Annotated in this window: 18 protein-coding genes; 12 read left to right on the top strand and 6 right to left on the bottom strand. The window is 64.6% G+C overall.

Annotated features, from left to right (window positions below; translation table 11 throughout):
* Positions 1-40 precede the first annotated feature (40 nt).
* Positions 41-1,456: a glycogen synthase GlgA gene (gene glgA, locus IVB23_RS09660; protein ID WP_061878261.1), complete on the bottom strand. Its 1,416-nt coding sequence runs from the start codon at positions 1,454-1,456 to the stop codon at positions 41-43.
* 192 nt (positions 1,457-1,648) lie between these two features.
* Here glgA and IVB23_RS09655 point away from each other — a divergent pair, with 192 nt between their 5' ends.
* The 8 genes from IVB23_RS09655 (at position 1,649) to IVB23_RS09620 (ending at position 10,651) form a co-directional block, all read left to right on the top strand.
* Positions 1,649-2,845, top strand: a complete 1,197-nt coding sequence (locus IVB23_RS09655; RefSeq protein WP_247803356.1) for a CoA transferase — start codon at positions 1,649-1,651, stop codon at positions 2,843-2,845.
* A gap of 131 nt (positions 2,846-2,976) precedes the next feature.
* A complete protein-coding gene (locus tag IVB23_RS09650) occupies positions 2,977-4,512 on the top strand; it encodes an ABC transporter substrate-binding protein (protein ID WP_247803355.1) in 1,536 nt (511 codons plus the stop codon).
* A gap of 7 nt (positions 4,513-4,519) precedes the next feature.
* Entirely contained in the window at positions 4,520-5,470 is a 951-nt protein-coding gene (locus IVB23_RS09645; RefSeq protein WP_061878258.1) for an ABC transporter permease, read from the top strand.
* The gene (locus IVB23_RS09640; protein ID WP_247803354.1) at positions 5,457-6,329 is read left to right on the top strand and encodes an ABC transporter permease; all 873 of its coding nucleotides are present in this window, start codon (positions 5,457-5,459) and stop codon (positions 6,327-6,329) included. Before IVB23_RS09645 ends, IVB23_RS09640 begins: the two co-directional genes overlap by 14 nt.
* Positions 6,326-7,318 carry an ABC transporter ATP-binding protein gene (locus IVB23_RS09635; RefSeq protein WP_247803353.1) on the top strand — a complete coding sequence of 331 codons (993 nt, stop codon included), beginning with the start codon at positions 6,326-6,328 and terminating at the stop codon, positions 7,316-7,318. The genes IVB23_RS09640 and IVB23_RS09635 overlap by 4 nt, the downstream gene beginning before the upstream one ends.
* On the top strand, positions 7,315-8,286 hold the full coding sequence (locus IVB23_RS09630) for an oligopeptide/dipeptide ABC transporter ATP-binding protein (RefSeq protein ID WP_197967016.1): 972 nt from the start codon (positions 7,315-7,317) through the stop codon (positions 8,284-8,286). The genes IVB23_RS09635 and IVB23_RS09630 overlap by 4 nt, the downstream gene beginning before the upstream one ends.
* 83 nt (positions 8,287-8,369) lie before the next feature.
* The gene (locus tag IVB23_RS09625) at positions 8,370-9,437 is read left to right on the top strand and encodes an alcohol dehydrogenase (RefSeq protein WP_197967017.1); all 1,068 of its coding nucleotides are present in this window, start codon (positions 8,370-8,372) and stop codon (positions 9,435-9,437) included.
* Positions 9,438-9,571: 134 nt separating this feature from the next.
* Complete coding sequence (locus IVB23_RS09620; RefSeq protein WP_247803352.1) at positions 9,572-10,651, top strand: isocitrate/isopropylmalate dehydrogenase family protein; 1,080 nt, start codon at positions 9,572-9,574, stop codon at positions 10,649-10,651.
* Between the two features lie 34 nt (positions 10,652-10,685).
* On the opposite strand, the gene IVB23_RS09615 is transcribed toward IVB23_RS09620, so the two are convergent.
* The 4 genes from IVB23_RS09615 to IVB23_RS09600 all read right to left on the bottom strand — a co-directional run bounded on the left by IVB23_RS09615 (position 10,686) and on the right by IVB23_RS09600 (position 13,646).
* Positions 10,686-10,964, bottom strand: a complete 279-nt coding sequence (locus tag IVB23_RS09615) for a hypothetical protein (RefSeq protein WP_247803351.1) — start codon at positions 10,962-10,964, stop codon at positions 10,686-10,688.
* Between the two features lie 104 nt (positions 10,965-11,068).
* Complete coding sequence (locus tag IVB23_RS09610) at positions 11,069-11,890, bottom strand: enoyl-CoA hydratase (RefSeq protein ID WP_247803350.1); 822 nt, start codon at positions 11,888-11,890, stop codon at positions 11,069-11,071.
* A 306-nt stretch (positions 11,891-12,196) separates the two neighbouring features.
* Positions 12,197-12,568 (bottom strand): helix-turn-helix transcriptional regulator, encoded by a 372-nt coding sequence (locus IVB23_RS09605; protein WP_020608151.1) that lies wholly within the window; start codon positions 12,566-12,568, stop codon positions 12,197-12,199.
* Between the two features lie 28 nt (positions 12,569-12,596).
* Positions 12,597-13,646, bottom strand: coding sequence for a LysR family transcriptional regulator (locus IVB23_RS09600; RefSeq protein WP_061878251.1), 1,050 nt, complete (start codon positions 13,644-13,646; stop codon positions 12,597-12,599).
* 512 nt (positions 13,647-14,158) lie between these two features.
* Between IVB23_RS09600 and IVB23_RS09595 the strand changes: the two genes are divergently transcribed.
* The 4 genes from IVB23_RS09595 to IVB23_RS09580 all read left to right on the top strand — a co-directional run bounded on the left by IVB23_RS09595 (position 14,159) and on the right by IVB23_RS09580 (position 17,556).
* A complete protein-coding gene (locus IVB23_RS09595; protein ID WP_247804807.1) occupies positions 14,159-14,395 on the top strand; it encodes a hypothetical protein in 237 nt (78 codons plus the stop codon).
* Positions 14,396-14,602: 207 nt separating this feature from the next.
* A complete protein-coding gene (locus tag IVB23_RS09590; RefSeq protein WP_061878249.1) occupies positions 14,603-15,334 on the top strand; it encodes a cytochrome c biogenesis protein CcdA in 732 nt (243 codons plus the stop codon).
* Between the two features lie 140 nt (positions 15,335-15,474).
* Positions 15,475-15,747: a hypothetical protein gene (locus IVB23_RS09585; RefSeq protein WP_247803349.1), complete on the top strand. Its 273-nt coding sequence runs from the start codon at positions 15,475-15,477 to the stop codon at positions 15,745-15,747.
* 261 nt (positions 15,748-16,008) lie between these two features.
* Positions 16,009-17,556 (top strand): heme peroxidase family protein, encoded by a 1,548-nt coding sequence (locus IVB23_RS09580; RefSeq protein WP_247803348.1) that lies wholly within the window; start codon positions 16,009-16,011, stop codon positions 17,554-17,556.
* Between the two features lie 141 nt (positions 17,557-17,697).
* Here the strand turns inward: IVB23_RS09580 and IVB23_RS09575 are convergent, their stop codons facing one another.
* Positions 17,698-19,155 carry a sensor histidine kinase gene (locus IVB23_RS09575; RefSeq protein WP_061878246.1) on the bottom strand — a complete coding sequence of 486 codons (1,458 nt, stop codon included), beginning with the start codon at positions 19,153-19,155 and terminating at the stop codon, positions 17,698-17,700.
* Positions 19,156-19,371: the final 216 nt, after the last annotated feature.

Genomic DNA, 19,371 nt, shown 5'->3' with positions numbered 1-19,371 from the left:
GGTGGCTCGCAATGACGGAGTATGCGGAAACGCCTCGGCCTCACACCGACGCCAGCTTGCGGTACAGTGCGCTGTAGCTGCCGGCCGAGATGCTCCAGGAGAACGATCGTCCCATGGCGCTGCGGCGCATGGTATCGAGCTGGTCTTGCGCCATGAAGGCCGAGAAGGCCCGGCGGACGCCGCCGAGGAAGGACTCGTGCGAGGGCTTCGAAAACAGGAATCCGGTCTCGCCGTCGGTGATGGTCTCGGCGAGCCCGCCGGTCTGGTGCCCGATCGGCAGCGAGCCGAAGCGCTGAGCATACATCTGGCTGAGGCCGCACGGCTCGAAGCGCGACGGCATCAAGGTGAAGTCGCTGCCGGCGAAGATGCGGCGCGCCTGGGCGTCGTTGAAGCCGATCGCAACCCCGATGGCGTCCGGGCGACGGCGGTGCGCGTCGATCAGGGCCTGCTCGAGCGCCGGCTCGCCGGAGCCGGTGACCACGATCTGCCCGCCGGCGTCGACGATCTCGTCGGCCGCCGACAGCACGAGGTCGATGCCCTTCTGGTGCACGAGCCGCGCGACGATGCCGAACATCGGGCCGCGCGAGACCGCTAAGCCGAACTGCTTGCGCACGTAATCCGCATTGGCCCTCTTGCCGACCCAGTCGCCAGCGCCGAACTGCTGGGCGAGCTGGGCGCAGGAGCGCGGGTCCCAGCTCTCGTCGATGCCGTTGAGGATGCCGGTGAGCTCGGCCGCATCCGAGCGCAGGCGAAGCAGGCCTTCGAGGCCGCAGCCGAATTCGGCCGTGGTGATCTCCCGCGCATAGGTGCCGCTGACGGTGGTGAGGTGCGAGGCGTAGACCAGCCCGGCCTTGAGGAAGGAGACCTGGTCGTAGAACTCGACGCCGTCAATGTGGAAGGAGCTCTCCGGTGCGCCGATCCGCCGCAGCGAGTCCTTCGGGAAGAGGCCCTGATAGGCGAGGTTGTGAATGGTCAGGATCGACGGCAGCTTGGCGCCGCGCCAGGCAAGGTACGCCGGCACGAGCGAGGCCGGCCAGTCATTGGCATGGATCAGGTCCGCTGCCCAATTCTTGTCCAGCTTGCCCATGGCGAGCTCAGCCGCCGCGGAGGCAAATCGCGCGAAGCGGATGTCGTTGTCGGGCCAGTCGCGTCCGGCCTCGTCTCCATAGGGATTGCCGGGCCTGTCGTAGAGCTGTGAGCACAACAGCACATAGACCGGCAACCCGTCCTTGGTCGCGGCCCGGCCGAGCGAGCAGGCCGGCATCTCCGCAAATGCAGGGCAGCGGCCGACGATCTGAATATGCGTGAGTTGCTCGATGATGTCGCGATAGCCGGGCAGCATGATCCGGATATCGGCGAAGGAGCGAAGTGCACGGGGAAGAGCGGCGGAAACGGCGCCCAGTCCGCCAACGCGGATGAAGTCATCCATCTCAGTGGTGACGAACAAGACCCTCAAGAACAGCTGCCCTCTTCCGATCCCGCTTGCTGCTATGCAAGAACGGGTCCAGTTGTCCTGGAATTTCCAAGCCCGCCCACGCGACGCGTCCGTGCGGTAACCACTTTCCTACTCGGCCGCCGCCCTCTAGGGTCGCCGCATCAACAACAAAGCACTTCGTTGGTTCCTAAGAGACCCAAGGCGTGAGCAGGCATGCAGTTATCAGATAAGCATGAGGGGACGTTGACAAAGGTCATGGCAGGTTTGCGGGTCCTGGATTTCTCGACCACCATCGCCGGCCCCCATTGCACGCGGATGCTCGCCGACATGGGCGCCGAGGTCATCAAGATCGAGACCGACGGCGGAGAGACGATGCGGACCCGGCCACCGCTGCGCAAGGGGTGCAGCACCGTGTTCGGCCAGCTCAATGTCGGCAAGAAGAGCGTGGTCCTCGACCTCAAGTCCGAGGACGGCAGGGAGGCGGTGCGCCGGCTGGCCGCGACGGCCGACATTCTGGTGGAGAATTTCCGCCCGGGCGTGATGCACCGGCTGCGGCTCGACTACGACAGGCTGTATCAGGTCAATCCGAGGCTGATCTACTGCTCGATCTCCGGCTACGGCCAGACCGGCCCCTCGGCCGAGCTGCCGGCCTACGCGCCCGTGATCCATGCGGCCTCCGGCTACGACATGGCGCATCTGGCCTACCAGCCGGGCCGCAGCCGTCCCGATTATTGCGGCATCTACCATGCCGACGTCGTCACCGGCACCTACGGCTTCGGCGCGATCGCCTCGGCGCTCTATCAGCGCACGGCCACCGGGCTTGGCCAGCACATCGACGTCTCCATGCTGGAATCGATGCTGACCTTGACGGTGATCGAACTGCAGAACGCGCAATTCGCGGTGAAGCCGCCGCCGCGACCGATGTTCGGGCCGACCGAGACGGGCAACGGCTATGTCATGATCACCGTCGCCAGCGAGAAGACGTTTCAGGGATTGATGGGCGTGATTGGACGCCCCGAATGGATCTCCGATCCACGCTTCGCCACCTACGCCGCGCGTCGCGAGAACTGGGCGGACCTGATGGATGGCGTCGAAGTCTGGTCGCGCCAGCTCACGACCGATGCATGCCTCCTCGCGCTCGGTGCGGCCGGCGTGCCGGCCTCGGCCTATCGCACCGTGTCCGAGGCGCTCGCCGATCCGCAGCTCGCGCATCGGCAGGCGCTCTCCGAAGTGCAGGACGAGGGCGGCTCCTTCCGGGTGCTCAATCTTCCGTTCCGGATGTCCGGCGCCGATACCACATCGGGCAAGACGGTCGCCGCGCTTGGCGAGCACACGGATGCGCTGCGCGACGAGATCGGCCTCGCAGGCGATGGGCAAATTCCGCCAGGCAAAACAGCCGCGACACATTGAGCAACATCGCCGCCGCGTGCGGCGTTTGAACTCCCGTGCGTTCCTCTTGCGGTGGCGAGCATTTGTCGCCAATCTCGCCCTCAAGTCATTCGACGATCCGAAACATCGGACGCGGGATCCCGGGAGGAACCATGACGAACATTGCTGCCGCAGTGCGCAAGCACGTGCCGATTCTCCTCGTTGCGGCGTTCGCACTGGCCGTGCCCGCCCAGGCGCAGAAGCCGGGAGGCAGCATCACGGTCGGCCAGGAGCTGGATATCCCGGGCTTCGATCCCCTCAAGGTCGGCGTCTACGACACCTCGACCTTCACCGCGGCTGCCGCGATCTTCGATACGCTGACCACGCTCGACGACAAGGGCGAGGCCGCACCGAAACTGGCGGTGTCATGGACCCATTCCGACGACTACAAGAGCTGGACCTTCAAGCTGCGCCAGGGCGTGAAATTCCACGACGGCACGCCGTTCAACGCGCAGGCCGTCAAGGAGAATTTCGACCGGCAGAAGGACCCTGCCAACAAGTGCCGCTGCGCCTTCTACATCACCAACGTCAAGGAGGTGCTGGCGCCGGACGACTACACCCTCGTCTATAACCTCACCGATCCTTCGGTGAACTGGCCGGCGGTGATCACCATCCAGAGCCAGAACAATGCGGTGCACTCGCCGACGGCCTGGAAGACCAAGGGCGACGATTACAATCGCAACCCGGTCGGCACCGGTCCCTACATTCTGAAATCCTGGACCGCCGGCGACCGCATGGTGCTGGAGAAGAACCCAAACTACTGGGACAAGGGGCGGCCGTATCTCGACCGCATCGTCCTGAAGCCGCTGCCCGACGCGCAGTCGCGCTTCGCCTCGCTGCAATCGGGCGAGGCCGACATCATCTGGGACGACGAGAACGACGCCGACAACATCATGAAGGCGCAGAAGGATCCCAAGCTCACCGTGCACACTTACAAGGGCTCGGGCGCGCAGGTCTACGCCTTCAACACCAAGGTGGCGCCGTTCGACGACGTGCGCGTGCGCCAGGCGCTGGTGATGGCGATCGATCGTCTGAAGATGTCGCAGGCGATCAGCAACGGCCTCAGCCGGCCTGCATCCAATCCTTACGGCGACGGCTCCTGGGTCAAGTGCAAGGACGACGGCGCGCTGCCGTTCGAGGTCGAAAAGGCCAAGGCGCTGATCAAGGATTACGGCAAGCCGGTCGAGTTCAAGATGCTGGTGACGGCAACGCCCCGCGGCCGCATGATCGGCCAGGTGCTCCAGCAGTTCTGGAAGCGCGTCGGCGCCAACATGGAAATCGAGCAGGTCGACCAGGCCACCATTCCCTCGCGGGCCTTCACCCGCCAGTTCCAGCTGACGCCGTGGCGCATCGTCGATCTCGCCGATCCCGATCCGCAGATGTACGCGAACTTCCGCAGCGGCAGCCCGCTGGCGCTCTCCGGCTTCTCAAATCCCGAGCTCGACAAGCTTCTGGACCACGCGCGCGTAACCGCCGACCTCGGCCAGCGTACCGAGGATTACTGCGCTATCAGCCGCCTGATCAACAAGGAGGCGATCTGGTTCTGGACCTTCCAGAACACCTATTACGCGCTGTCGAGCGCCAAGCTGGAGGGCTTTCCGAAGATCTACAACGGCGTGATCGACGTCTCGAACACCTGGCTGGAATGACCACGCGATGCTGAACTTCGTCGTTCGGCGGCTCCTTGCCATCCTGCCGGTTCTGCTGGCCGTCTCGCTGCTCACCTTCCTGATCGCCTCGCTGCTGCCGGGCGATCTCGCCTTCGTCATCCTCGGCGATCAGGCGACGCCGGAGAATGTCGCGGCGCTGCGCCGCGACATGGGGCTGGATCAGCCGCTGTGGTGGCGTTACCTGAGCTGGCTCGGCCACGTGTTGCAGGGCGATCTCGGCCGTTCGTTCCGGACCGGTCAGACGGTGTTGCAGGCGGTCGCCGAGCGCATCCCGGTCTCGCTGCAGCTGATGCTGATGGCCGAATTCATCGGGCTCGTGATCGGTGTCCCCGTCGCGATCGCCTGCGCTGCGCGCGCCGGCGGCGCCTTCGACCGCTTCATGACCGGCAGCGCCTTCGCCATGCTGTCGATGCCTTCATTTCTCACCGCGATCCTGCTGATCTATCTGTTCGCGGTCGAGCTGCACTGGCTGCCCGCGACCGGCTATGTGCCGTTCACCGAGGAGCCGCTGGCGAATCTGCGCTTCTTCGTGCTGCCGGCCCTGACGCTCGCGCTCGCAGAATGGCCGGGCATCATGCGGGTGCTGCGCTCCGACATGATCGCGACCCTGCAGGAGGACTATATCGCGCTCGCCAAAGCAAAAGGCCTCAAGCCATCCCGCATCCTGTTCGTGCATGCGCTGAAGCCTTCGTCGCTGACCCTGGTGACGGTGACAGGCATCAATATCGGCCGCCTGCTCGGCGGCACGCTGATCGTGGAATCGATCTTCGCGCTGCCCGGCATCGGCCGGCTGCTCGTCGGCGCGATCTACACCCGCGACCTCATCATCCTCCAGGGCGTGGTGCTGCTGGTTGCCTGCGGCTTCGTCATCGTCAACTTCATCGTCGACATGCTCTATGCCGTGCTCGATCCGAGGATCCGCCATGGCCACGCTTGAGCTGTCGATCCAGGTCGAGGAGGTGGCTGCGCCGGTCGGCCGCAAGCGCAAGCTCGGCCTGTTGTTCTGGATCGCAAGCGCCTGGCTTGCGATCATACTTTCGCTCGCGATCCTGGCTCCGGTGCTGCCGCTGCAGAACCCTGTCGACATGGACATGCTGGAGCGCCGCGCGCCGTTCTCGACCGAGCACTGGCTCGGCACCGACGGGCTCGGCCGCGACGAGCTTGCCCGGCTGATCTTTGGTGCGCGGGTGTCGCTCACGGTCGGGCTGATCGCGCCGATGATCGGCCTCGTCGTCGGCGGCGCGCTCGGCCTGCTCGCCGGCTATTTCCGCGGCCGGTTCGAGACGCTGGTGGTCGGGAGCATGGACGTGCTGCTGGCCTTTCCGCCGCTGATCTTCGCGCTCGCCGTGACGGCGTATCTCGGCCAGTCCATTCCCAATCTCACCTTGATCCTCGGCGTGCTCGGCATTCCCGCCTTCATGCGCGTGGCGCGCGCTGCGACGCTGACCCTGGCGCGGCGCGAGTTCGTGATCGCGGCCGAGGCGCTCGGTGCGAGCCATGCGCGTATCCTGCTGCGCGAGCTGCTGCCGAACGTGCTGCTGCCACTGCTCGCCTTTTTCCTGCTCGGCGTTGCCGTCACCATCGTGGTCGAGGGTGCGCTGTCCTTCCTCGGCCTCGGCGTGCCGCCGCCGATGGCGAGCTGGGGCAGCATGATCGGCGAGGGCCGCGAGAGCCTCGACGTCGCGCCGCGGCTCGCCTTCCTGCCGGCCGCAGCCCTGTTTGTGACCGTGCTGGCGTTCAACCTCGTCGGCGACACCTTGCGGGCACTGACCGATCCGCGTCAGGGGGCGCTGTGAACGCGCCGCTGCTGACCATCGAGGACGTCGCGGTCGAGCTGCCGACCCCGCGCGGCAGCTTGCGCGCGGTCGATCATATCGACCTCTCGCTGGAGGGTGGTCGCACGCTCGGCATCGTCGGCGAATCCGGCTGCGGCAAGACCATGCTGTCGCGCGCCGTGCTTCAGCTGCTGCCGAAGAAAGCGAAGCTGACGGGGCGCGTGATGTTCGACGGCCAGGACCTGGTGCGGCTCGATTCCGAGCGCCTGCGACAGCTGCGCGGCCGAGATCTCGCGGTCGTGTTCCAGGACCCCATGACCTCGCTCAACCCGGTCCTGACCATCGGCACGCAACTGATGGAGACGATCCAGGAACATCTCGAGCTCGACACTTCCACCGCGAAAGCGCGAAGCATCGAGCTGCTTGCCGCGGTCGGCATTCCCGCGCCGGAGCAGCGGCTCGCGCAATATCCGCATCAATGCTCCGGCGGCATGCGCCAGCGCATCGCGATCGCGATCGCATTGTCCTGCGAGCCCAAGCTCTTGATCGCGGACGAGCCGACCACCGCGCTCGACGTCACCATCCAGGCGCAAATCCTCGATCTGCTCGCGCGCGAGCAGCGTCGCCGTCACATGGCGATGATCATCATCACCCATGATCTCGGTGTCGTCGCCGGCCGTGCCGACGAGGTCGCGGTGATGTATGCGGGCAGGGTGGTCGAGCGCGCGCCGACCTCGGCGTTGTTCAAGCGCATGCACATGCCCTACACCGAGGCGCTGCTGGCGGCGATCCCGAAGCTTGATGCCGCGCCGCATACGCCGCTGCCTGCCATCTCCGGCCGCCCGCCCGATCCGACACGGCCGCTGCGTGGCTGCTCCTTCGCGCCGCGCTGCCGCTATGCCGCAGGACGCTGTCACGAGGCCAAGCCCGAGCTGAAGGACGCGGAGGCGCCTGGACATCTCTATGCCTGCTTCCATCCGATCCGGATGACGGAAGGGATCGGCGCATGATGCAGCTTGCCGTGCGCCCCGAGCCGCTTCTGAATGTCGACAAGCTCGTCGTCGAATATGGTCTCGGCAACAAGACGGTGCACGCCGTCTCCGGCGTCAGTTTTCAGGTCGCGCGCGGCGAGACGCTGGGGCTGGTCGGCGAATCCGGCTGCGGCAAGTCGACGCTCGGGCGCGCGGTGCTGCAATTGCGCCGCGCCAGATCCGGCCGTGTGCTGTTCGACGGCGAGGACCTCACGGCCATGGAGGGCGAGGCGCTGCGCAGGATGCGCCGCCGGGTGCAGCTCATCTTCCAGGATCCGATCGCCTCGCTCAATCCGCGCCGTCGCATCGGCGATATCGTTGCCGAGCCGCTGATCATCGCCGGCGTCAAGAATGCCGCCGAGCGCAAGCGGCGGGTTCAGGAGGTGCTCTCCGCGGTCGGGCTCGATCCCGATCTCGTGGCGGGCCGTCTACCGCACGAGTTCTCCGGCGGCCAGTGCCAGCGCATCTGCATCGCGCGAGCGCTGGTGCTCAACCCCGAGTTCATCGTCTGCGACGAGCCGGTGTCGGCGCTGGACGTTTCCATCCGCGCGCAGATCCTCAACCTGCTGGAGGAGATGAAGGCGCGCTTCGGTCTGACGCTGCTGTTCATCGCACATGACCTCGCGGTGGTCAAAGCGGTCAGCGATCGCGTCGCGGTCATGTATCTCGGCCGGCTCTGCGAGGTCGGGCCGTCGGAGCAATTGTTCGCAAGTCCCGCACATCCCTATACCGGGCTGCTGTTGCAGGCGATTCCGGTGCCCGATCCGGACGTTCGTCCCGCCGAGAGCGTAGCGACAGGCGAGCCGCCATCGCCGATTGCACCACCGTCCGGCTGCCGCTTCCGCACCCGCTGCCCGCGCGCCGATCAGCGATGCAGTGCGGAGATACCCGAGTTGCGCCAGATCGGACCCGGCCAGTTCGTGGCTTGCCATCATCCGCTGGCCTGAACTAAGACCGCTCGCGGGTTTGTCTCGTCTCGCCGGTCATGGCATGCTGCGCTGAGAACGAGAAGCATTCCGGGAGGACGCCAATGAAGAGTTTCAAGGTTGCCGATTTCAAGGCGCCGCTGCAGGAGGTCGATGAGGCGACTCCGCAGCCATCGGGCACGCAGGTGTTGATCAAGGTGAAGGCGGCCGGCGTCTGCCACAGTGATCTCCACATCTGGGAAGGCGGTTACGATCTCGGCCATGGCCGCAAGCCGTTGTCACTGAAGGACCGCGGCATCAACCTGCCGCTCACGATGGGCCACGAGACGGTCGGCGAGATTCTGGCTTTCGGCCCCGATGTGAAGCCGACCGATCAGGGCGATCTCAAGCTCGGCGACGTCGGCCTGGTCTATCCCTGGATCGGCTGCGGCAAGTGCCCCACATGCCTTGCCGGTGACGAGAACATGTGCCTGACGCCGCGCTCGCTCGGCGTCTATTGCGATGGCGGCTATTCCGACCACATGCTGGTGCCGCATCCGCGCTATCTTCTCAATCTGAAAGGGCTCGATCCCGCGACGACCGCGCCTTATGCCTGCTCGGGCGTCACCACCTACAGCGCGCTGAAGAAGGTCGAGCAGTATTTCGACACGCCGATCGTGATGTTCGGCGCCGGCGGCCTCGGCCTGATGGCGCTGTCGCTGCTCAAGGCCATGGGCGGCAAGGGTGCGATCATGGTCGATATTGACGCGAAGAAGCGCGAGGCGGCCGAGAAGGCCGGCGCGCTGGCGACCGTCGATCCCAAGGCGCCGGATGCGCTTGAGCAACTTGCGAAGAAGGCAGGCGGCCCGATCCGCGCCGTGATCGACCTCGTCGGCAATGCCGCGACGACGCAGCTCGGCTTCGACTGCCTGACCAAGGGCGGCAAGCTCGTCATCGTCGGCCTGTTCGGCGGTGGCGCGACCTGGGCACTGCCGCTGATACCGATCAAGGCGGTGACGATCCAGGGCAGCTATGTCGGCAATCTGCGCGAGACGCAGGAATTGCTCGAGCTGGTGCGAACGAAGAAGGTGCCGCCGATTCCGGTGACGCGGCAACCGCTCGCCAAGGCCAATGACGCGCTGCTGCAGCTGCAGCAGGGCGCGGTGGTCGGACGCACGGTGCTGACGCCGTAGTAACAACTCTCTCCTCCGTCATTGCGAGCGTAGCGAAGCAATCCAGAAGTTCCTCCGCGGACACAGTCTGGATTGCTTCGTCGCAAGAGCTCCTCGCAATGATGAGGCTAGACCTTCCTTCATACAGGAACCCCATGTCTGCAAACAACGCCTTCCACATTGCCGTGCTCGCCGGTGACGGCATCGGTCCCGAAGTCATGGCGCCGGCGCTCGAGGTGTTGCGCAAGGTCGGCGAAAAGTCAGGCCTGCGCTTCCGGTTCACCGAGGCGCCGGCCGGGGCCAACAATTATCTCGCCACCGGCAAGTCGATGCCGGACACCACGATCAAGCTCTGCGAGGAGGCGGACGCGATCCTGCTCGGGGCCTGCGGCCTGCCGTCGGTGCGCTACCCTGATAATACCGAGATCGCGCCGCAGATCGAGCTGCGCTTCATCTTCGATCTCTATGCCGGCGTGCGTCCGGCGCGGCTCATTCCGGGCGTGCCGAGCCCGATCGTCGGCGCCGACCGACGCGGCATCGATCTCGTCGTCATCAGGGAATCGACCGAAGGCCTGTTCGCCTCGATGGGCAAGGGCGTCGTCACCCATGAGGACGCGCGCGAGACCCTGGTGATCACCCGCAAGACATCCGAGCGCTTGTTCGAGTTCTCGTTCCGCCTGACCGAGCGGCGCAAGGCGCGGGGCAAGCCGGGAATGCTCACCTGCGTCGACAAGGCGAACGTGTTCAAGGCCTTTGCCTTCTTCCGCGGCATCTTCGACGAGATCGCCAAGAAGCATCCCGAGGTGAAGACCGACCGCCTCTATGTCGATGCCTGCTCGGCGATGCTGGTGAAGCGTCCCTGGGATTTCGACGTGATGGTGATGGAGAACATGTTCGGCGACATCGTCTCCGACATCACCGCCAGCCTGATCGGCGGCCTCGGCATGGCGCCCTCGGCCGACATCGGCGACAAGTACGCGGTGTTCCAGCCGTGCCACGGCACCGCGCCTGACATCATGGGACAGGGCAAGGCCAATCCGACCGGCATGATCCTGTCTGCGGCGATGATGCTGGACTGGCTCGCCGACAAGCACGGCATCGAGAGCGCGGCCGAGGCGGGCGAGACCATCGAGCGCGCGGTGGACCAGATCTATGCCGGCGGCATCAAGCCGATGGAATTCGGCGGCAGCAACGGCACGGCGGATATTACGAAGGCCGTGCTCGCGGCGCTATAGTCGAAGAAAGGGGCCCTCACGGGCCCCTTCGCGTTCACCAGCGGTGCCAGTGGCGGTGACGCCAGCCCCACGGACGCGGGCCGTAGAAGCGCGGGCCGCCGTAATAGCCGTAGGCGCGATAATAGTTCGGGCGCCACCAGCAGCGGCCCCAGGGGTTACACACCCAACGCACCTGCTCGATGTCGGCGGGCGGACCGCTTGCAATCTTGTCGGCCTGCGGGATGCCGTTGGGCATTGCCGCGAGGGTCGGTCCCGAGGCGAGGGCCACACTGCCGACGGCAGCCAGACCAAGAACAGCAGATTTCAGTGTCATCGTAATCTCCCTCGTTGGTGGCGGGAGAACTTTCGCGACATCAAGTGGTTGCGGCTGTGTAAAGTTGCACGAGGAATTTAATCTACCTGAACGTCGGTTCAGCTTCAGCGCCCCCGGAACTGCGGCTTGCGCTTCTCCATGAAGGCCTGCCGGCCCTCGCGGAAATCCTCCGAGTCCATGCAGGCGTTGCCGATCGCCTTGATCGCCTCCATGTCGCGCGCGCTTTCGTCCTTCAGCGCCTGCGCGATGGTGATCTTGGCGGCCTTGATCGCGAGCGGGGCGTTCTGCGCGATCGTTGCGGCGATCGTCATGGTCTCGCCCCAGAGCTCGCCCGCCGGGAACAGGCGCTCGACGAGACCGATGCGCAGCGCTTCGGCTGAATCGATACGCATACCCGTGTACATCAGAAGCCGCGCCCGGGACGGGCCGACCAGCGACACCAGATGCCGCAAGCCGTCATAGCCGTAGGCGATGCCGAGCTTGGCTGCGGGAATGCCGAACTGGCTACCGTGCGAGGCGAGGCGGATGTCGGCGAGCATCGCCACCTGCATGCCGCCGCCAAGGCAATAGCCGTCGATGCAGGCGATGGTCGGCTTGGGATAGTCGGCGAGCAGCGCGCGCTGGGCGGCGCTGCGCCTGGCGTACTCCTCCGACGCCGCTGCATTGTGCCGCGTCTTTTCGAACTGGCTGATGTCGGCGCCCGAGACGAACGCCTTGCCGCCGGCGCCGCGCAGGATCACGACGCGCACGGTGTCGTCGTCGCGCAAGGCCGCCAGCGCCTCGCCAAATCCCTCCCACATCTCCAGCGACATCGCATTGCGCTTGTCGGGATTGTTGAAGGTGACCACGCCGACACCATCGGCCGCGTGCTTGAGGATCTTGCCGCCGGCGTAAGGAGTTCCGGTCGTGCTGGAAATGTCGGGCATCGCGCGCTCGCTTGTCGGTGGCCGAGCGCAATGTGCGGCGTCGCCGCTGCCGCGGTCAACCGGCACAGGGGAGGAGAGCTTGCATCCGCCTGTGCTGCGATTGCATGGCGCGCGGAGTTCGGCAAATGGCGGCAAACCGCCAAGAAGAAAGGGCCACCAGGCCGCCCCGAGACAGGCCACCCGAAGACAGACCTCGCGCAAGCGCGCGGGCGCAGGCATATCCCGTCGGCTCTCGTTCAATCCGGCCGCGCCCCCGTGACGCGGCGGATTGAACATCGGCCGTAAAGGCCAGAGCGCCGACCGACCTCAGCTCTCGTTCGCCGCGATCGATTCCATCAGCGAGACGAGCTGACGCTGCACCGTCTGGTCCTTGATCTTGCTGTAGGCGCGCAGCAGGCGGAGGCTGAAGGCGCTGTCGAGGAAGAGCAGGCTCTCGACTTCGCGGGCCTTGTTGTCGCCGTCATAGAAGAAGGTCACGGGCACATCGAGGGCGGAGGCGATCTGCTGAAGCCGAGCCGCGCCGACGCGATTGACGCCCTTCTCGTATTTCTGAACCTGCTGGAAGCTGACACCCAGCTTCTCGCCGAGCTCGGCCTGCGAGATCTTCATCTCGACGCGCCGCAGACGGATCCGCTTGCCAAGCTCAATGTCCGGCTTGCCGGCACTGCGCTGCTTCATTCTTTTGGCCGCTGCTTTCATATTCGTCTCACCTTTGTTCTTCGGTTGAAAATCCCCCGAAGAGCTGGGTCAGGGGTTCGCCCATATACGAGTCCTTGAATTCATGCGGGTGCACGAACTCTTCCTTAAACCACGGGAAGCGAGCCGGATTGAAAGCGTCGATCAGCCAGTCAATCATGTGCCGCACGCGGGGAATGCGGCCGCTACCGGGATGGTAGGACAGCCAGATATCCAGCGGTCGGTTCAGCTCGACCTCCAGTGGAATCAACTTCCCGCCAAGCGCAATGGCATAGCTCGGGAATACGCCTATGCCGGCGCCATTCGCGACCGCCCAGTAGTTGGCGCTCGAGACGTTGGTCTTCATGACCAGGAGGTCGCGTTCCGAAACGCCCGGGAAGAAGCTCTCGAATGTCTCCTTGGCGGCAAGCTGGTCGGCGAATTGCAGCACCAGGCGGTGCTTGATCAATTCCGCCGCCGAGCGCGGCGCGCCATGTCTTGCGATATATTTCTCCGAGGCCCAGAACATCAGATGCATGCGGCCGAGCCGCACCAGCTTGACGTCGAGCGCCGAGGGACGCGACAGATGGATGGCGACGTCGGCCTCATGGCGGGAGACGTCGGCCGAGCGCATCGCGCAATGCAGGTCGACCAGGATCTTCGGATAAGCTTGCTGGAATTCGACCAGCCGCGGGGCGAGCCAGAACGTCCCGAGGCCTTCGGTGACGGCGACGCGGACCTCGCCGGACAGGACGTTGGCGGTCGAATCGCTTGTTCGCAGCACGTCGAAGGCCGCGGCCTCCATGCGCTCGACGGCGGAGACCACCATCGCACCTTCGTCGGTCAGATGGGTGCCGTGGACGTCGCGGGTGAACAGGGTGGTGCCGGTCTGACGCTCGAAATCATCGATCCGGCGGCGGACGGCGTTGATCGACAGCGACAGGCGTTCGGCCGCCGAGCGGAAACTTCCGCATCGGACGACTTCCAGGAAAATGCGGGCCGCGTCCCAATCGGAGAGGCCGCTGATAATTGTCTTTGGGCGTTCTTCCAGCGGAACGCCCCTTTCCGCCAAGGAGTGCATACAATTTCCTTCAGGTAGCTAAACTGGCAGAATCTGACGCAAACCACAACCACGGCGGGTTGGGGAATGACGAGTTTTGAACGTCATCCTTATCAACTTGTGGGCGGTATTGGGGTGCTGTCTTGGGGTGGGATTGGGCAGGCTATCGCCCGTTGAGGGGAATGTGGCGTGAGTTCCGTTGCGAGCCGTGAAATGGCTGCGGGATGGCCGGCGCTGTCCGTGATGGAAATTCATGCGCGAAGGCAAATGCCGTCTCACGCGATGGATCGATCGCACCGCGCAAGACGTTCGCTCCTGGACCAGTTCGGCGATCGCCAATGCTGCTGCGGGGCGACTGCGGCCGGAACCGCGGTCCCACGGCAGAAACACACTGAAATCAGGTTCGGAGGCGCAGTAGCCTCGTGCTATCTTTGGTCGTCCATGCGGGCCAAAGGGGGCGCCACAAATACGTCTCGCAGGCCGAATTAACGGAAAGAGCGCAAGTGTCGCATTCAGACGAACAGTTGCAGGCGGTGCTGGGAACGCTTGAGGAGTGCCGCAGGGCTCTCAACGAGTGCAACAACCGTGAGTCGGCCGAAATGCTGTCCATCGTCATCCTCGACGTGCGGATGAAGCTGAAAGGAATTGACAGTGCCGATCTCAAGGCGCTGTGCGACGAAATGCTGCGGAGCGCTGCGAGCGAGCCGCCGACCCCTTCCAAGCAGACGCAGGACCAGCCCCGGCGTCCGCTGCTCCGCGTGGTGAAGTAGCCGCGCCGCCGAATCTCGCTTTTTGGCGAGGTTTGTGCGCGTCCCGATGCCGCATCTGTGATCACGGATGGCATCGGGAGGAGCCCTGGTTTTCGTGCGCCTCTGTTGCGCATTCTCAGCCATCGGCTACACCAGAGCCGGTTCGGCTCCGGCCGGGCGCATTCCCTTGCGCGCCGTACCGGTGCCTGAGATGGCTTCGACTGCATCATGCAAAATGTTTCGATCCCGGCGGCGCTGATTGCCGGACTCGTCAGCTTCCTCTCGCCTTGCGTCCTGCCTCTGGTTCCGCCCTATCTGGTCTACCTGACGGGCGCCACGATCGAGCATGTTGAGAGCGACGAGCCGGCCGCGGCCTCCAAGCGCGCGATCATGATGTCGGCGCTTCTGTTCGTGCTCGGCTTTTCCACGGTGTTCGTGGCGCTCGGCGCCAGCGCTTCGCTGGTCGGCGGGCTGATCCGAGCCTGGTCGGCGGAGCTGTCGATTCTCGCCGGCATCGTCATCATCATCATGGGCCTGCACTTCCTCGGCCTGACGCGCATCGGCCTCTTGATGCGCGAGGGACGGCTGCCGATCCCCAAGCCGGTCGGCCTCTGGGGCGCCTATATCATGGGTCTCGCTTTCGCCTTCGGCTGGACGCCCTGTATCGGCCCGATCCTCGCCGCGATCCTCTCGATCGCCGCGGCCGAAGCCACGGTGACGAAGGGCGCCGGCCTGCTCGCGGTCTATTCCGCGGGCCTCGGCATTCCCTTCCTGATCGCCGCACTGATGATCGAACAGTTCTCCGCGCTGTTCGCGCGCATGAAGGGCCATCTCGTCAATGTCGAGCGCGCCATGGGCGTCTTGATGGTGATCACCGGCATCGGCTTTCTCACCGGCGCGGTCTCGAATGTGAGCATCTGGCTGCTCGAGACGTTTCCGGCGCTGCAGACGATCGGTTAGGACGCGGAGACCGGGTTTTCACGGACAAGAAAGTAGAGGAACCGTTGAAATCCGTCAGGCATGCTGTCGCGGAACGACGATGCCAAACCTTTCCAGTCCCGAGGCGTTGCATCGGGGGACACTCGCATGGTGGAGATCACGTGAACAAGACACTGCGCATAGAACCCTTGTCGGACAACGCTGCTTTGGTTGCCTGGCAGTTTTTGGGACAGCCGTTGCAGGAGTGGCCGAGCTGGGTTCAGTCGAATTGCTCGCTGCAGAAGGATGCCGATGGAAAATTCGAGCTTCGGCACGAGCGGCGCAGCGGCACCCAGATCGTCTATCTCGGCGAGTGCCTGGTGAGAGATCTCGATGGCGGCGTGGACTTCTACACGGACGCCGAGATCTGGTCGCGGTTCGCAGCCAAACGCTGACGCGCAAAGGAGATTGAGCGGGCGCGTCGATCGCGCCTTAGTCTTTCCCGCTCGAGCTCAAGACGATCAAAAGCCTGTGTCGTTGGTGGGGCAAAAAGCCTCGTCGGTAGGACTCACCGACAGAATGCAATCTGTAGTAATATTTCGTTGTACTACACCCTGAGGGGCAATTCTTCTGAACATATACTGAAACGAGAATTTTAGACCAAGCGACATCTTCGGCGCCCCTCTCCCTTAAGCATTCTGAAGCAGGAGCAAGCGATGGGAACCGACGTGAATGTTCATCCCGGTCATGGCAAGGCCGGACGTCAGCCGACGCGACAATTTCTGGATACGCTTTCCGGACACGACGATCCGGGCATGTTTGGCCGGATGTTTCCGACCCTGGAGCCGCTGGCTGTCGACGACGGTCCGCTGCATGAGCTCGCCGACGCGATGAAGGATCCCGCCCCTGGCGACGCCGCGGGAAACAATCTCAAAGTCCCCGCCGGCTTCACCTATCTCGGGCAATTCATCGACCATGACATCACGCTCGATCTGACCTCCTTCGGCGAGAAGGAAGCCGATCCGACTGCGGTCACGAATTTTCGCACGCCCGCACTCGATCTCGACAGCATCTATGGTCTTGGTCCGGACGGAAGCCGTCATCTCTATGCGCGCAATTCGGCGAGCGACAGCGGCAAGACACCGGGCCCCAAGCTGCTGATCGGCAAGACCGTCAACGTCGACGCCATCACCGGCGATCATCGCAACGACCTGCCGCGCAATCCCGAGGGGTTTGCGCTGATCGGCGATCACCGCAACGACGAGAACCTTCTCGTCGCGCAAACCCATCTTGCGATGCTGAAGTTTCACAACAAGGTCTGCGATCAGCTCGCGACGTCGGGCAAGCCGGCGGGCGAGATCTTCGAGGAAGCGCGCCGGATCGTGACCTGGCACTACCAATGGATGGTCCTGCACGATTTCGTGGAGCGGATCACCGAGAAGGGCATCGTCGCAAAGATCCTCGAGCAGGGTCGGCGCTTCTATCGCTTCAAGAAGATTCCCTACATGCCCGTCGAGTTTTCAGGGGCGGTCTATCGTCTCGGTCATAGCATGGTTCGCCAGGTCTATAGCCACAACAGGATCTTCACGCCCGGCCCGGGCGGTATTCCTGCAACTCTCGATTTGCTGTTCAGGTTCACCGGTCTTTCGGGAGGAATCATCGGCGACCTAGCGCCGAACCCGATAACGCCGCCGCTCCCGCTTCCGGTGCTTTCGAGCAACTGGATCATCGACTGGCGGCGCTACTTCCAAGTGCTGCCGAACAATCCTGCGGGCGTGACGCTCAATCCGTCGCGCAAGATCGATCCCTTCATCGTGCCGCAACTCCACACACTGCCCGGTGACGGCGGCAGCCTGCCGTTCCGCAATCTCAAGCGCGGCGTGTTGCTGGGATTGCCGTCGGGGCAGGACGTCGCCAAGGCCATGAAGATCAAGAATCCACTGTCTCCGGAAGAAATCTCCAAGGGGAGCGACGGTGCCGTGGCGAAGAAGCATGGCCTGCACCAGCACACCCCGCTCTGGTACTACATCCTCAAGGAGGCGGAGCAGCGGGGAGGCGGTGAACGGCTCGGGCCGGTCGGCGCGACGCTGCTCGCCGAGGTCTTCATCGGCCTCGTCCACGGCGATCACCAGTCGTACCTGTGGCTCAAGGGCAAGACCTGGAAGCCGACGCTTCCATCGCAAGTGCCGGGCGAATTCACGATGGCCGACCTGCTGCGTTTCGTCGGCGATATCAGCCCGATCGACGGCATTACGACGGTCTAGATCTCCCGCCCGGCGATCGCCGGGCGCATCGATGCAGTCGGGCCTGGAACGTTTCCGTCCTTGCTGGCGATGGCCCAGACCGGCGCGCATGGCGCGCCGGTCTGGGCGTGCAGGACGCTCGTGTTGCGCTTGCGCCCTGGATCAGGGCGCCTCGTCCAGCGTGCAGATCACGGTGCAGACCACGCCGCGCGGCAGGAAGTCGACGGTTGCCTCACCGTCGAGTTGGTCGCGCGCGCTGCGCTCGATCAGGCGCGAGCCGAAGCCGCGTTGCACCGGCGCCGTCACCGGCGGCCCGCCGGTCTCGGTCCATATCAGCCGCAGTCGCGGCTTCGGCGCATCAGCGATGACCTCCCAGTCCAGCGTCACCCGGCCGGTCTCGTTGGACAGCGCGCCGTATTTCGCGGCGTTGGTGGCGATCTCGTGCACGATCATCGACAGCACGACGGCGAGCCGCGGCGACAGCGGCACGGCCGGGCCGGCCATGCGGATGCGGTCGTGATTGCTCATCCGGAACGGCTGGAGCGCGCGGGTAATCACGTCCCGGAGTTCCGAGCCCGCCCATTTCTCCTGGCTCAGGAGATTATGCGCCTCGGCCAGCGCGCCAAGCCGTCCCTCGAACTTGGTCCGCTCGTCCCGACTTGCGCTGCGGAAGGTTTGCACCGCGATCGCCTGCATCAGGGCCAGCGTGTTCTTGACGCGATGGTTGAGCTCCTCGATCAGGAGATCGTGCAGCATCTCGCCGCGTGCGATCGTGGTCGCCATCCTGACTGCAAAGGTGAGGCCGACCAGCAGCAGGATGCCGCCGATCAGGCCGGTGATCGCGATGTCGCGCCAGAGCGGCGCGATCAGCGAGCTCTCGCTGACGCCGGCCACGACCGTCCAGCCGGTCAGTTGCGATCTGGTGAAGGCGGAGGAGAGCGCGACGCCGTCGAGCGAAACGGTCGAAAGCGCGGCCTCCGGTGTGTGGGACATCGCATCGTAGAGTGCGCCGGAAGCCTGCTTGCCGAACGTCTCGGCAGGGTTGGGTGTACGCGCGAACACGCGAGCCTTGGTATCCAGCAGCGACACCGTCCATTGATCGTTTGGCCGCTGCTGCTCGACCAGTTTCTGGAATATCGCGATCGGCGGACTGAAGGAGAGCGCATAGGCCACTTCGCCATTGCGAAGCACGGGAACTTCCACGGTCACGATCGGCCGTTTCTCGGTCGAACCGACGAACAGGTCAGAATATTGCGGCGCCTTGCTTGCAAACACCCGCTCGACGATCTCTCGATTGTTGCGCGGCGGCAGGCTCGCTGCTTCCGTCGTCACGGTCGAAAACAGCTGCCGGCCGGATCTGTCGGCCAGCAGCAGGACGCTGTCTCCGCCATACTGGCTCGTGAATTCGACCGCCAGCCGGCGGAAGCCGTCGAAATCGCCGCTTTGCAGGGAATCGCCGAGCGCGAGCACCTGCAAGCCGCCCGTCATCCGCTGCACCTCGGAGTCGAGCACGAGGCGCATGCTTCGCACGGTCTCCAGCACCCGGCGCGTTGCCTCGCTGCGATCCTGGCGATAGTTGGAATAGGCGAGGCCGACGGCAAAGACGATCAGCGGCAACATCGTTCCCGCGACCAGGAGGGCGAGCCGGACCGGCAGGGTAAGCTTTGACAAGCGTGGGCGTCCCGGTTCCAGCGCAGCGGCGCCGGATCATGATTTTGGGAGGACCATAAGGGCAGTACTTGCCCGGTGCCACGATTTTCACGGCCGGAGCGATCCCGCGAAAGACGCTGCGACGCAGTCTGGAGTGGCGTCAGATCATCGCGATCGCGGCAGTGC

It is taken from the genome of Bradyrhizobium sp. 191, assembly GCF_023100985.1.
GTDB lineage: Bacteria > Pseudomonadota > Alphaproteobacteria > Rhizobiales > Xanthobacteraceae > Bradyrhizobium > Bradyrhizobium diversitatis.
The sequence above is the reverse complement of the archived record's forward strand: the minus strand, read 5'-3'. Positions and strand labels throughout refer to the sequence as shown.